Source organism: Streptomyces sp. NPDC057743 (assembly GCF_042798755.1).
Taxonomy (GTDB): domain Bacteria; phylum Actinomycetota; class Actinomycetes; order Streptomycetales; family Streptomycetaceae; genus Streptomyces.
The window spans coordinates 115,333-128,625 of record NZ_JBHVJX010000004.1 but is presented as its reverse complement, the minus strand read 5'-3'; the positions used below and the strand labels follow the sequence as shown (position 1 = coordinate 128,625).

13 protein-coding genes are annotated in these 13,293 nt (G+C 72.2%); 9 read left to right on the top strand and 4 right to left on the bottom strand.

The genetic code is table 11. The features are described 5' to 3' along the window. Window positions 1–2: 2 nt before the first annotated feature. From ACFVFQ_RS05830 to ACFVFQ_RS05815, 4 genes are all read left to right on the top strand, one after another. Window positions 3–923 carry a F0F1 ATP synthase subunit gamma gene (locus ACFVFQ_RS05830; protein WP_383409295.1) on the top strand — a complete coding sequence of 307 codons (921 nt, stop codon included), beginning with the start codon at window positions 3–5 and terminating at the stop codon, window positions 921–923. A gap of 5 nt (window positions 924–928) precedes the next feature. After that, window positions 929–2,383: a F0F1 ATP synthase subunit beta gene (atpD, locus tag ACFVFQ_RS05825; protein ID WP_383409292.1), complete on the top strand. Its 1,455-nt coding sequence runs from the start codon at window positions 929–931 to the stop codon at window positions 2,381–2,383. 107 nt (window positions 2,384–2,490) lie between these two features. Then, window positions 2,491–2,874: a F0F1 ATP synthase subunit epsilon gene (locus ACFVFQ_RS05820; protein WP_136742616.1), complete on the top strand. Its 384-nt coding sequence runs from the start codon at window positions 2,491–2,493 to the stop codon at window positions 2,872–2,874. Window positions 2,875–2,991: 117 nt separating this feature from the next. Next, a complete protein-coding gene (locus ACFVFQ_RS05815; protein WP_383409287.1) occupies window positions 2,992–3,435 on the top strand; it encodes a DUF2550 domain-containing protein in 444 nt (147 codons plus the stop codon). A 138-nt stretch (window positions 3,436–3,573) separates the two neighbouring features. On the opposite strand, the gene ACFVFQ_RS05810 is transcribed toward ACFVFQ_RS05815, so the two are convergent. Together ACFVFQ_RS05810 and ACFVFQ_RS05805 are read right to left on the bottom strand one after the other, a co-directional pair. After that, complete coding sequence (locus tag ACFVFQ_RS05810) at window positions 3,574–4,263, bottom strand: response regulator (protein WP_383409284.1); 690 nt, start codon at window positions 4,261–4,263, stop codon at window positions 3,574–3,576. Further along, window positions 4,260–5,489, bottom strand: a complete 1,230-nt coding sequence (locus ACFVFQ_RS05805) for a sensor histidine kinase (protein ID WP_383409281.1) — start codon at window positions 5,487–5,489, stop codon at window positions 4,260–4,262. The genes ACFVFQ_RS05810 and ACFVFQ_RS05805 overlap by 4 nt, the downstream gene beginning before the upstream one ends. Window positions 5,490–5,751: 262 nt before the next feature. On the opposite strand from ACFVFQ_RS05805, the gene ACFVFQ_RS05800 reads away from it, so the two are divergent. After that, window positions 5,752–6,336 carry a hypothetical protein gene (locus ACFVFQ_RS05800; RefSeq protein WP_383409278.1) on the top strand — a complete coding sequence of 195 codons (585 nt, stop codon included), beginning with the start codon at window positions 5,752–5,754 and terminating at the stop codon, window positions 6,334–6,336. Window positions 6,337–6,391: 55 nt separating this feature from the next. On the opposite strand, the gene ACFVFQ_RS05795 is transcribed toward ACFVFQ_RS05800, so the two are convergent. Next, window positions 6,392–6,964 carry a cob(I)yrinic acid a,c-diamide adenosyltransferase gene (locus tag ACFVFQ_RS05795; RefSeq protein WP_383409275.1) on the bottom strand — a complete coding sequence of 191 codons (573 nt, stop codon included), beginning with the start codon at window positions 6,962–6,964 and terminating at the stop codon, window positions 6,392–6,394. 364 nt (window positions 6,965–7,328) lie between these two features. Between ACFVFQ_RS05795 and ACFVFQ_RS05790 the strand changes: the two genes are divergently transcribed. From ACFVFQ_RS05790 to ACFVFQ_RS05780, 3 genes are all read left to right on the top strand, one after another. Next, window positions 7,329–8,177 (top strand): 3-hydroxyacyl-CoA dehydrogenase family protein, encoded by an 849-nt coding sequence (locus tag ACFVFQ_RS05790; protein WP_383409272.1) that lies wholly within the window; start codon window positions 7,329–7,331, stop codon window positions 8,175–8,177. A 146-nt stretch (window positions 8,178–8,323) separates the two neighbouring features. Next, window positions 8,324–8,647: an STAS domain-containing protein gene (locus ACFVFQ_RS05785; protein ID WP_383409269.1), complete on the top strand. Its 324-nt coding sequence runs from the start codon at window positions 8,324–8,326 to the stop codon at window positions 8,645–8,647. Window positions 8,648–8,945: 298 nt separating this feature from the next. Beyond that, window positions 8,946–11,744, top strand: coding sequence for an ATP-binding protein (locus ACFVFQ_RS05780; protein ID WP_383409266.1), 2,799 nt, complete (start codon window positions 8,946–8,948; stop codon window positions 11,742–11,744). Window positions 11,745–11,878: 134 nt separating this feature from the next. On the opposite strand, the gene nucS is transcribed toward ACFVFQ_RS05780, so the two are convergent. After that, window positions 11,879–12,541: an endonuclease NucS gene (gene nucS / locus ACFVFQ_RS05775; protein ID WP_383409260.1), complete on the bottom strand. Its 663-nt coding sequence runs from the start codon at window positions 12,539–12,541 to the stop codon at window positions 11,879–11,881. Between the two features lie 252 nt (window positions 12,542–12,793). On the opposite strand from nucS, the gene ACFVFQ_RS05770 reads away from it, so the two are divergent. Then, a complete protein-coding gene (locus ACFVFQ_RS05770; RefSeq protein WP_274913240.1) occupies window positions 12,794–13,186 on the top strand; it encodes an SCO5389 family protein in 393 nt (130 codons plus the stop codon). Window positions 13,187–13,293: the final 107 nt, after the last annotated feature.

Sequence of the window (13,293 nt, the reverse complement as noted above, 5' to 3'; positions counted from 1 at the left end):
CCATGGGAGCCTCGCTCCGGGTCTACAAGCGTCGCATCCGCTCCGTCTCCGCGACTAAGAAGATCACTCGGGCGATGGAGATGATCGCCGCCTCGCGCGTCGTCAAGGCGCAGCGTCAGGTGGCGGCATCGACGCCGTACTCAAGTGAACTGACCCGCGCGGTGACCGCGGTTGCCACGGGTTCGAACACCCAGCACCCGCTGACGACCGAGGTCGAGAAGCCGACCCGGGCCGCGCTGCTGCTCATCACGAGCGACCGCGGTCTGGCCGGCGCCTACTCCTCCAACGTCATCAAGGCCGCGGAGCAGCTCACCGAGCGGCTCAAGGCCGAGGGCAAGGAGGTCGACACCTACGTCGTCGGCCGCAAGGGCGTGTCCTACTACGGCTTCCGCGAGCGGAAGGTCGTGGAGTCGTGGGCCGGCTTCACCGACAGCCCGACGTACGCCGACGCTAAGATGATCGCCGCTCCGCTGATCGCGGCCGTCCAGCAGGACACCGCGGACGGCGGAGTGGACGAACTCCACATCGTCTTCACCGAGTTCATCTCGATGATGACGCAGAACGCGCTGGACGACCGTCTGTTGCCGCTGTCCCTGGACAGTGCGGCCGACGCGTCCGACGAGAAGTCGACGGGCGAGATCCTCCCGCTCTACGACTTCGAGCCGTCGCCGGAGGACGTCCTCGACGCCCTGCTGCCGCGGTACGTGGAGTCGCGGATCTACAACGCGCTGCTGCAGGCCGCCGCCTCCAAGCACGCCGCCACCCGGCGCGCGATGAAGTCGGCGACCGACAACGCCGAAGAGCTCATCAAGTCGCTCTCGCGGCTTGCCAATGCGGCCCGCCAGGCCGAAATCACCCAGGAAATCAGCGAGATCGTCGGTGGCAGTGCCGCACTGGCCGACGCGACCGCGGGGAGTGACTGACAACTATGACCACCACTGTTGAGCCGACCGCTCCTGCTGGCGTGGCCACTGGCCGCGTCGCGCGGGTCATCGGCCCGGTCGTCGACGTGGAGTTCCCCGTCGACGCGATGCCGGACATCTACAACGCCCTGACGGTCGAGGTCATCGACCCGGCCGAGAAGGGCAAGACCAAGACCCTGACGCTGGAGGTCGCGCAGCACCTCGGCGAGGGCCTGGTCCGGGCGATCTCCATGCAGCCCACCGACGGTCTGGTCCGCCAGGCCCCGGTGACCAACACCGGCAACGGCATCACCGTGCCCGTCGGTGACATCACCAAGGGCAAGGTGTTCAACACCCTTGGCGAGATCCTGAACAAGCCCGAGGCGACCGCCGACGTCACCGAGCGCTGGGCGATCCACCGCAAGGCCCCGTCCTTCGACCAGCTTGAGTCGAAGACCGAGATGTTCGAGACCGGCATCAAGGTCATCGACCTGCTGACCCCGTACGTCAAGGGCGGCAAGATCGGTCTGTTCGGCGGCGCCGGCGTCGGCAAGACGGTGCTCATCCAGGAGATGATCTACCGCGTCGCCAACAACCACGACGGTGTCTCCGTGTTCGCCGGTGTCGGCGAGCGCACCCGTGAGGGCAACGACCTCATCGAGGAGATGACCGACTCCGGCGTCATCGACAAGACCGCGCTGGTCTTCGGTCAGATGGACGAGCCGCCGGGCACCCGTCTGCGCGTCGCGCTGGCCGGCCTGACCATGGCCGAGTACTTCCGTGACGTCCAGAAGCAGGACGTGTTGTTCTTCATCGACAACATCTTCCGCTTCACGCAGGCCGGTTCCGAGGTCTCGACCCTGCTCGGCCGGATGCCCTCCGCGGTGGGTTACCAGCCGAACCTGGCCGACGAGATGGGCCTCCTCCAGGAGCGCATCACCTCGACCCGTGGTCACTCGATCACCTCGATGCAGGCGATCTACGTCCCCGCGGACGACCTGACCGACCCGGCGCCGGCGACCACCTTCGCCCACCTCGACGCGACCACCGTTCTCTCGCGTCCGATCTCGGAGAAGGGCATCTACCCGGCGGTCGACCCGCTGGACTCGACGTCCCGGATCCTGGACCCGCGCTACATCTCGCAGGACCACTACAACTGCGCCTCGCGCGTGAAGTCGATCCTGCAGAAGTACAAGGACCTCCAGGACATCATCTCCATCCTGGGTATGGACGAGCTCAGCGAGGAAGACCGGCTCACGGTCTACCGCGCCCGTCGGATCGAGCGCTTCCTGTCGCAGAACACCCACGTGGCGAAGCAGTTCACCGGTGTCGACGGCTCGGACGTGCCGCTGGACGAGTCGATCGCGGCCTTCAACGCGATCGCCGACGGCGAGTTCGACCACTTCCCGGAGCAGGCCTTCTTCATGTGCGGTGGCCTTGAGGACCTGAAGAAGAACGCCAAGGAGCTTGGCGTCTCCTGACCCGTGCTCCCGGACCGGGGGCGGCCTGGCCGTCCCCGGTCCGTACGACCACTAGTATTTGACCCAACATCTGCCACACCAGGCAGGTGGAGACCCGAGGAGCCATCGTGGCTGAGCTGCACGTCGAGTTGGTCGCCGCGGACCGGCAGGTCTGGTCCGGCGAGGCCAGCCTGGTCGTCGCGCGCACCTCGTCGGGCGACATCGGCGTCATGCCCGGACACCAGCCGCTGCTCGGCGTGCTGCAGTCGGGCCCGGTGACGATTCGCACGACCGGTGAGAGCGGGGACGGCACCGTCGTCGCCGCGGTGCACGGCGGCTTCATCTCGTTTGCCGACAACAAGCTGTCTCTGCTGGCGGAGATCGCCGAGCTGTCGGACGAGATCGATGTCCAGCGCGCGGAGCGGGCTCTGGAGCGGGCGAAGTCGGAGGCCGATGCGGCCGCCGAGCGCCGCGCCGATGTCCGGCTGCGTGCGGTGACGGGCGTTCACTAGAGCTCCGTCACCGGCGAGATCGATCCTCAGCCGCGGGCTGCCCGGACTTCCGGAGCGGTCCGCGGCTGAGGCAATGCAGGTGCGTTTCCCGAATACACGGCGAGGAGGTCGGTCGAGATGGTCCTCGCTCTGCTCGTGAGCGGCGCGGTCGTGTTGCTCGTGCTGCTGGGGCTGTTCGTCTTCGGACTGCGACGGCGGCTCATCCAGCGCTCCGGCGGCACCTTCGACTGCAGCCTGCGCTGGAACGCTCCGGAGGTCGAGCCCGGCGGCAAGGGCTGGATCTACGGTGTGGCGCGGTACAACGGCGACCGGGTCGAGTGGTTCCGGGTCTTCTCGTACGCGCCGCGCCCCCGCCGCGTGCTGGAGCGCTCCGCGATCGAGGTGCTGGAGCGCCGCACTCCCCAGGGCGAGGAGGAACTCGCCCTGCTCTCCGACTCCATCGTGCTGGCCTGCGCCCACGACGGCATCCGCGTGGAACTCGCCATGAGCGAGGACGCCCTCACCGGCTTCCTGGCCTGGCTGGAGGCGGCCCCTCCGGGGCAACGGGTGAACGTGGCTTGACGGGCCGGTGGCTTGAGGGCCCGGTGCCTTGACGGGCTGTGGGGCCGGGGCGGCCCGGTGGGAATAGCTTTCGTCGCGGCTTCGTTGTGGCCCCGCAGGGGGGCCTGGCGCCCCCTACGGGATCCGTTCGGGCGTCCCCTACGGCGCCTCCACCCCCAACTCCTGGGCCAGGACGGCTGCTTGGACGCGGCTGCGGAGGTCCAGTTTGGCCAGGAGGCGGCTGACGTGGGTCTTGACGGTGGCCTCCGCCATCGCCAGCCGTAGCGCGATATCGGCGTTCGACAGCCCCTGGCCCAGGCAGCCCAGCACCTCCCGCTCCCGCGGGGTCAGCGCGTCCAGCGCCGCCGGGTCGGGTGTCTGGCGGTCCCGTGGCGGTCGGCCCGCCGGGCGCGGGCGGGCGAACTCCGCGATCAGCCGCCGGGTCACCGACGGTGCGATCAGCCCCTCGCCGGCCGCCACCGTGCGCACCGCGGTCAGCAGCGCTGCCGCGTCGCTGTCCTTGAGCAGGAAGCCCGCGGCCCCCGCCCGCAGCGCGCCGAAGACGTACTCGTCCAGGTCGAAGGTGGTCAGCACCAGGACGTCGGCCAGCCCCTCCGCGGTGATCCGCCCGGTGGCCGAGACGCCGTCCAGCCGCGGCATCTGAATGTCCATCAGCACCAGGTCGGGTCGTAACGCGCGGGCCAGGCGGAGCGCCTCCTCGCCGTCCACCGCCTCCCCGACCACCTCGATGTCGGGCGCGGAGCGCAGGATGAGGACCAGCCCGGCCCGTACGGCGGACTGGTCCTCGGCGACGAGGATCCGGATCGGCTGGGTGGCGGCGCCTGTCATCGTTGCTCTTCCTCTCCGGCGGCGGGCAACGCGGCCCGGACCAGCCAGACTCTTCCGTCCGGCCCGCCTTCCGGGCCGGCTTCGAACTCCCCGCCCAGCAGGGCGATCCGCTCCCGCATGCCGACCAGCCCGGCCCCGGAGCCGGGCGCGCGGGGGCCCGAACGCTCACCGTACGGGCTGCGCACGGTGACGGTGAGCGCCCCGTCGGGGCCGTCGGCGACCCGCACCCGGACCGTGCCGGGCGCGGCGTGCTTGAGCGCGTTGGTCAGCGACTCCTGGACGATGCGGTAGGCGGCCAACTCCACCGGCGCCGGCGGCCGTTCGCCGCCCTGGTCGGCCGGTTTCCGGTCGTCGTCCAGGACGAACCGCAGATTGCTGGCGACGCCGTTGGCGCGGGCCTGTTCGACCAGGGCCTCCAGGCCGTCGAGGGTGGGGGTGGCGGCCGGCTCCTCGCAGGCGGTGGCCTTCGGGTCCCGCAACAGCCCGATGAGGCGGCGCATTTCGGCCAGGCCCTGGACGCTGTTCTCGCGGATCACGGCGAGCGCCGCGCGGGTCGCCGACGCGTCGTCGATGGTCTGCGCGGCGGTGGCGTGGATGGCGATCGCGGACAGGTGGTTGGCGACCAGGTCGTGCAACTCCCGGGCCATTCGGGCGCGTTCGCCGGCCACCGCCTGGGTGCGGTCCATCTCGGCCAGCAGCGCGGTCTGTTCGGCCCGTAGCCGGGCGTTCTGCGCGGCGTCCCGATGGCCGCGGATGATCACGCCGGTCCAGGCGGGGGCCACGGTGATCAGCGCGAGGCCGATGCCGATCAGCACCACCTGCGGGTCGGGCCAGGCCGCCGCGGTCGCGGCCGTGGCCAGCACCGTCACCAGCACCGAGTGGACCGGGATGCGGCGGGCGGCGGCCGGCGGCCCGTAGAGCACCGCGGCGTAGACGACGTCCGTGAACATCAGGACGGTGGCGATCAGCGTGCCGGTGCAGACGTCCAGCGCCAGCGCCGGCACCGCGAGGGTCAGCGCGGCCAACGGGGCGGTGCGGCGCAGGAGTTCGGCCGCCGCCATGACGGTGAGCGCGAGCAGGGTGACCGACGAGGGCAGGCCGAAGAGCGGGGGACCGCCGTGCAGGCCGAGGACCCACAGCAGCACCCCGGTGGACAGTCCGCCGGCCGCGATGAGGACGTCGAGGCGGTGCGGCCGGCCCGGCGCGGCGGGATGGTGGACGATCACTCCTCCATCAAACACGGCGTCGGGGCCGGGCGCCGCCACCTCGCCCGCGTCCGGCTACGCCGCGGGCGGGTCGGTGGCCGGGCCCGTGCACCGCGCCGCCTCCTCCCGCCCGCCGGTCGCGTACATCGAAAGATGCAGCTCGGGATCGTCGCCGCCGACGACGCACCGGGCGCCGGCGGCTGCGAACCTTTGAGGGACCGCCCCGCTGAGCCAAAGCGCCACGGCCGCCCGGGACGCGGAGCGGCCGGAGAGGAGACATGCCGTGGTCGTCACCCTGATCATCGCCTGCGAGGTCGGCTTCTGGGTGCTGCTCGCCGTCGGCCTGGGGCTGCGCTATCTGGCGCGGATGCCCAGGACCGGGGCGGCGGTGCTGCTGTTGGAGCCGCTGCTGGAGCTGGCGCTGCTGATCGTCACCGCGATCGACCTGAAGAACGGGGCGAGTGCGGACTGGAAGCACGGCCTGGCCGCCCTCTACATCGGCTACACCGTCGCCTACGGCCACTACACGATCAAGTGGGCCGACGGGCACTTCGCCCACCGCTTCGCCGGCGGCCCGAGCCCCGTCAAGCACTACGGCATGCAGCGCTTCGTCCACGAACTGAAGCTGTGGGTGCGCACGGTGGTGATGGCCGGGGTGGCGGCCGCGCTGCTCCAGGGCGCCATCTGGTACGTCGGTCAGGACGGGGACGTGTCGTCGCTGCGGCACTGGCAGGCGATGAGCCTGCGCATCGTGGTGATCCACGCGGTGATCGCGCTGACCTACCTCATCTGGCAGAAGAAGGACCCCAAGGGCCGGACCACGCCGGAGGAGACGGCGGACCGGCCCCGGGAGAAGTCGCTGCGCTAGGTGTGCTGTCCCGGCACGTTGGTGACGGGTCATGGCCGGTGCCCAGCGGGTCGGTTCAGCGTTCGCCGCCCGGCACCCACAGCACGTCCCCGGTCTCCTTGTTGGCGGTGCGGGCGAGGATGAACAAGAGGTCGGAGAGGCGGTTGAGGTAGGTGGCGGTGAGCGGGTTCATGGTCTCGCCGTGCTCCTCCATCGCCGCCCAGGTGGCGCGCTCGGCCCGGCGGACGACGGTGCACGCCTGGTGGAGCAGGGCGGCGCCGGGGCTGCCGCCAGGGAGGATGAAGCTGCGCAGCTTCTCCAGGTCCGCCAGGAAGCGGTCGCAGTCCGCCTCCAACTTGTCGATGTAGGACTGCTCGACGCGCAGCGGCGGGTACTCCGGGTCCGCCACCACCGGGGTCGCCAGGTCGGCGCCGACGTCGAAGAGGTCGTTCTGCACCCGCAGCAGCACCGCGGCGACCTCCTCGGGCAGCGCGCCGAGCGCCAGCGCCACCCCGATCGCCGCATTGGCCTCGTTGGCGTCCGCGTACGCCGCGATCCGGGTGTCGGTCTTGGCGGTGCGGCTCATGTCGCCGAGCGCGGTGGTGCCCTTGTCTCCGGTACGGGTGTAGATGCGGGTCAGATTCACCATAGGAGTGAGACTACGCCGCGGGTCGGGGGAGGGCGCGGGTGCGCGGGGCCGTCGACCTCGGCCGTGGGCCGGGGTGCCGGCGCGCTGGTCGGTGGCGTCGATGGCCGGCCTCGGTGCGGCGCCCGCGGAGGTCTTCCGGGACGCGCTCGGGCTGCCGGGCGCGAGGGTGGCGAGAGCGACCGGACGGGGCCTCAACTACCCGGTGCGGGCGGCCGGCTGAGGGTTCCGGCGGGGGGCGCCGCGCCCCCTGAGTGTGATGTCCGTCATTCGAGACGTGACGCGCATCTCTTAGCGACCAATCGATCGTCGCCGACCGCTAACGTCGCTCAGGACCGTCAAATGCACAGGGTGTGAGGGGACAGCAGTGGCAAAGAAGCTGGCCGTCATCGGCGCCGGACTGATGGGTTCCGGTATCGCGCAGGTCTCGGCCCAGGCGGGTTGGGACGTCGTACTGCGCGACGTCACCGACGAGGCGCTGGCGCGCGGCAGGGGCGGCATCGCCGCGTCGTACGAGAAGTTCGTCGCCAAGGGGAAGTTGACGGCGTCCGACGCCGAACAGGCGCTGGCCCGGATCACCACCACCACCGACCTGGACGCGGTCGCCGACGCGGACCTCGTGGTGGAGGCGGTCTTCGAGAAGATCGAGGTCAAGCGGGAGATCTTCCAGACGCTGGACAAACTGGCCAAGGACGAGGCGGTGTTGGCCTCCAACACCTCGGCGATCCCGATCACCAAGATCGCCGCGGCCACCTCGCGGCCCGAGCGAGTGGTCGGCACGCACTTCTTCTCGCCGGTGCCGCTGATGCAGCTGTGCGAGCTGGTGCGCGGCTACAAGACCAGCGACGAAACCCTCGCCACCGCGCGGGAGTTCGCCGAGTCGGTCGGCAAGACCTGCGTCGTGGTCAACCGCGACGTGGCCGGCTTCGTCACCACCCGGCTGATCTCGGCGCTGGTCGTCGAGGCCGCCAAGCTCTACGAGTCCGGGGTGGCCACCGCCGAGGACATCGACACCGCCTGCAAGTTGGGCTTCGGGCACGCGATGGGCCCGCTGGCCACCGCCGACCTGACCGGCGTCGACATCCTGCTGCACGCCACCGAGAACATCTACACCGAGTCGCAGGACGAGAAGTTCGCCCCGCCGGAGCTCATGCGCCGCATGGTCGACGCCGGCGACATCGGCCGCAAGAGCGGGCAGGGGTTCTACGCACACTGATGCCGCGTCAGGGACGTACTCCCACGGGGTCACCCCGCGGGGTGATTTCGGTATCGGTTCGCTCACAGACGGCAACTTCGCCGTGGGAGAGGCAGTCAGATCGGTAGACGACAATGCACCACAACCCATGACATCGGGGAGCGCATATGCACATCAGGGGCGACCACGCCGAGCTGGTCGTCGGGGGCCGCCTCGACGTCCGCAGCGCGGCGGACGCCCGTACGGCCCTGCACACCGCCGTGGACGCCGGTCGGGGTGATCTGGTGCTGGATCTGACCGAGCTGGACTCGTGGGACGCCACCGGCCTCGGCGTGATCATGGGTGCGCACCGGCGGGCCGGCCGCAACAACCGCCGGCTCGTGCTGCGCGGGGTGCCGCCGCAGATGCAGCGGCTCCTGGTCGCCACCCGGCTCCACCGCATCCTCGCGATCGAGGGCGGGATCGAGGCGGAGTCGCTTCCCCGGGTGTGAGGTCGGGGGTGCGGGTGTGGTCGTCACGGACCAACGGGCGCGCCCGCACGGGTCGATGCCGATTCTCGGGCAATTCCGGCGAATCGTGCATTGTGCCTGATGTGCGGTCGTTTCCGGCAAGGTGGTACCCCGGCCGTGCCCCGGGTCGGGGAACGGTCTATGGTTCGGTTGCCTGCCGTGTGTCATCATCCGCGGCGGGGCACCGGACCAGACGCGACGGCTGAGGACAATCGCCGGAGCCGGGGGAGTGCGGACGGCCGGAAGCACCGACGGCACGCACATCCTGGGAGCTTGCAGCATGGACCCGAACACCCACCCGGGGCCCGAAGAGTACGGGGAGCAGGGCGGCCCGGCCGGGCCGGTCCCCGAGTCCGCCGGCCGGCCCGGCGGCTCCGACGGCGCGGCCCGCGTCGTCCGGCTGGTGACCGGCCCCTACCTGGTCACCGTCAACCCCGTCGACGGCTGCGAGATACAGCCCTGCCCGCCCGGTGAGCGCCCCGCCACGCCGGAGAAGCGCGACGCCCAGGACCGCGCCGAGACGGCCCGCGCCGCGCTGCCGCCGGCGCCCACCGGACCGCTCTCCTTCGCCGGCCACGCGATCCCCCTCGAAGAGCGCGACGAGGACGTCGCCCGACTGATCCGGCTGCTCACCCGCGGCCGCTCGGTCCGCGTCACCGGCCCCGCCGGCTCCGGCCGCACCCGGCTGCTGGACGCCGTCGCGGGCGGCGTCGCCGACCTCGCCCCGGACGGCGTGGTCCGGCTGTCGGGCTACCACCGCAGCGTCGCCGACGTCCTGTACGCGCTGTTCGCCGCCGTCTACCGGGCCCCGCAGTACCGGCCGGAACGGCCCGAACTGCTGCGCCTGCTCGGCGAGATCGGCGCCGTCGTCGTCCTGGACGACCTGGAGTTCGGCGGCACGGCGCTCGACGAGCTGCTCGACGCCACCCCCGAGTGCGCCTTCCTCCTGGCCGCCACCCCCGACGTGCCGGCCCCCAGCGCCGACGCGCACGTCGAGGAGGTCTTCGTCGGCGGCATCAGCCAGGCCGCCGGCGTCCGGTTGCTGGAGCGCGCCGTGGACCGCCCGCTCACCCGGGACGAGAAGTCCTGGGCCGCCGACCTGTGGTTCGAGTCCGAGGGGCTGCCGCTGCGGTTCGTCCAGGGCGCCGCCCTGCTGCGGCAGCGCGACAAGGCCCGGACCGCGCCCGGCGCCCTCGACGACGGCTACGGCCTCTTCCCCGAGGACGGCACCGCGGACCCGGAGCAGCGCCCCGAGGCCCCGCTGCCGGCCCTCGGGGAGGCCGCCGCGCCCGCCCCGCTGCTCGCCGCCCGGCTCGGCGCCGCCGCCCAAGAGGCGCTTCGCTTCGCGGTCGCCCTCGGTGGCGAACTGCCGCACCAGGCACATCTGCCGGCCCTCACCCAGGACACCCAGGCCGACGCCGCCCTCGGCGAGCTGCTCGGCTGCGGCCTGATCAGCCCGGCCGGCGGTCACTACCGCCTCGCGGCCACCGTCCAGGACCAGTTGACCGCCGCCGGCTACGCCGAGGACGCCTCCGCCCGGGCGCACGCCGCCGCCCAGCACTACGCCTGGTGGGCCGGGCACCCCTCGGTCACCCCCGAGCGGGCCGCCGCCGAGTCCGACGCGGTGCTGGCCGCCATGGGCGTGCTGACCGGCAGCCGGGAGAGCGGCCACCCGGCCGCCGCGGTGCTGCTGGCCCGCACCGCCGCGCCCGCGTTCGCCGCCGCGCTGCACTGGAGCGCCTGGGAACGCAGCCTGCGGCACGGTCAGGAGGCCGCCCGGCTCGCCGGCGAGGTCGCCGAGGAGGCGTACTTCCACCACGACCTGGGCGTGCTGGCGCTGTGCAGCGGCAACGTCGACCGGGCGCGGGCCGAACTGGAGGCGTCCATCGGGCTGCGCGGGGTGCTCTCCGACCGGGACGGCGCGGTCGCCGGGCGGCGGGCCCTCGCCCTGGTCATCGACCGCGCCCGGGCCGCCTCCGCGGACGCCCCGACGGCCCTGATCGCCCCCGTCGCCGCGACGCCGACCCCCGAGGAGGCCAACGCGCCCACGGGCCATGAGACGGCCGCCGCGCCGGTCGCCGAGTCGTCGCCCGACGCGGTGTCAACGGCCAAGCTGCACAAGGCCGTTGGGCCCAAGGGGGCCGCCCCCGCGGCCGCCACGCCCGGCGAGACCACCGTCACCCTGCCCGCCGCCAAGGCCGCCAAGACGGCGCGGACCCCCGTGGCGGCGGCCCCGGCCGCGGCGACCGGCGCGAGCGCCAAGTCCGCGGCGGCCGGCGGCGGTTCGGCCACCGGCGGAGTCCGGCACGCCCTGCGCCGCACCGGCCGCCGCAACCTCCTCGCCGCCGGCGCCGGAGTGCTGCTGGCCGCCGCGCTCGGCACCGTCGTCACCCTCGGCATGGCCTCCGACAACACCAGCCCGCAGGACGACAAGAAGGTCACCACCGAGCAGTCCTCGACCCCGAGCGACGACACCGGTCAGCCGGCCCGGGAGACGGGCACCGGACTGCCGCCCACCGGCTCCGGCACCACCCGCCCCGGCACCCCGAGCCACCGGCCCACCACCTCGCCGTCCGCCCCCGGCACCACCGGCGCCCCCACCGGCCCCGGCACCCCGACGGGCGGACCGACCTCCGGCAGCGGCTCCCCGACCGGCGGCAGCACGTCCTCCAGCGGCCACCCGACCCACTCGCACACCCCCACGGACAGCCCCGACCCCACCCCGACCGATCCGACCCCGTCGACGTCCGGCGGCTCGACGGGCGGCGGTTCCTCGTCCGGTGGTTCGACGGGTGGTGGCTCCACGTCCGGCGGTTCTACGTCCGGTGGTTCGACGGGTGGTGGCTCCACATCCGGTGGTTCCACGTCCGGCGGTTCTACGTCCGGTGGCTCCCCGAGCGGTGGCTCGACGTCCGGCGGTGCCACGTCCGGCGGCTCCACGGGCGGGAGCCCCTCCGGCAGCAGCTCCGCGGTGGCGCCGTCCACCAGCACCGGGAACGGCTCCGGCGCCGCACCGTCGTCTTCCGGCCAGGCGGCTTCCAGCCAGGGGGCCACCGGGCAGGGCGCCCCGACCGGCTGACCCAGCGGCCCCGCCCGCACCACCCGGCCCACCCGGCGCGCCTCACAACGCCACGACGGCCCGGTACGCACCCCCGCCCACCGGGCGGACGGATCGCGTACCGGGCCGTCGTCGTACGGGCCTTCAGCGGGCGGTCAGAACAGTCGCAGCTTGTCGTCCTCGATGCCGCGCAGCGCGTCGTAGTCCAGCACCACGCAGCCGATGCCGCGGTCGGTGGCCAACACCCGGGCCTGCGGCTTAATTTCCTGAGCTGCGAAGACGCCCTTCACCGGGGCCAAGTGCGGGTCCCGGTTGAGGAGTTCGAGATAGCGGGTGAGCTGCTCGACGCCGTCGATCTCACCGCGCCGCTTGATCTCGACGGCGACGGTCTGCCCGTCGGCGTCCCGGCACAAGATATCCACCGGGCCAATGGCAGTGGGGTATTCACGCCGAATAAGCGAGTAGCCCTCGCCCAGTGTCTCGATCCGGTCGGCGAGCAACTCCTGGAGGTGCGCCTCCACACCGTCCTTGATGAGCCCCGGGTCCACGCCGAGCTCGTGCGAGGAGTCGTGCATGATCTCCTCAAGGGTGATGATGAGCTTCTCGCCGCCCTTGTTCTCCACCGTCCACACATCGCCGTCGCCCTCCTTGAGGGAGCAGGGCGGGGACATCCAATTCAGGGGTTTGTAGGCCCGGTCGTCCGCGTGAATGGAGACGGAGCCGTCCGCCTTCACCAGGATCAGGCGGGGGGCGGAGGGCAGATGAGCGGTGAGCCGCCCCGCGTAGTCCACGGAGCAGCGGGCGATGACGAGACGCATGGTGCGCCACGCTACTCGAAGCGGGGCCGCCGGCGCGATTCGGCCCCGGACCGGAGGCCCTTTACGGGGGAAACCGCCGCACCCCCGGCGCCCGTGCATGGCCGGTTGTATGTGCAATCTCCTGGTGCGGACCCCTTGCGCGGCATACCGTTGACGCGGGGGGTCGCGGTGCGAACACGCTCTGTCGCGATTTCCCCTTGTCCCATCCATGAGGTCCCGTCCGTCCCGGCGGGGCCGCGAGAGGAGAACCTCATGTCGCTCGACGTCTCACCGGCCCTCCTCGAACAGGCCGAGCGAGGCGAGGTCGACGAAGCCGCGTTTGTCGACTGCGTCCGGACGTCCCTGCCCTACGCGTGGGGGATGATCAGCTCACTGGTGGACCGGCTGGAGGCGGACGGCGGCGAGTTCGCCGACAACCAGACGCCGCCGCCGGACGAGCAGGCGCGCGGCCAGCTCCTGCGCGCGCTGGCAAGCGACGCCATCCGCGGCTCGCTGGAGCGTCACTTCGGTGTGCGCCTCGCCTTCCAGAACTGCCACCGGGTCGCGGTGTTCCCGCTCGACCCGGCCGCCGACCGGCGGCTGGCCCGATTCACCTCCGTGCGGGGTCAGTTGCTGAACCAGTCGCCCGAACTCCGCGACTGCTGAACGGAGTTGCTGGAGCCGAGCCGACCCTCCGGAGCTCCCTCCGGCGCCGCGCACCGGCGTTCAGCACCAGCACCGACAGCCGTGCCCCACGTGTGCTTCCGTGACCC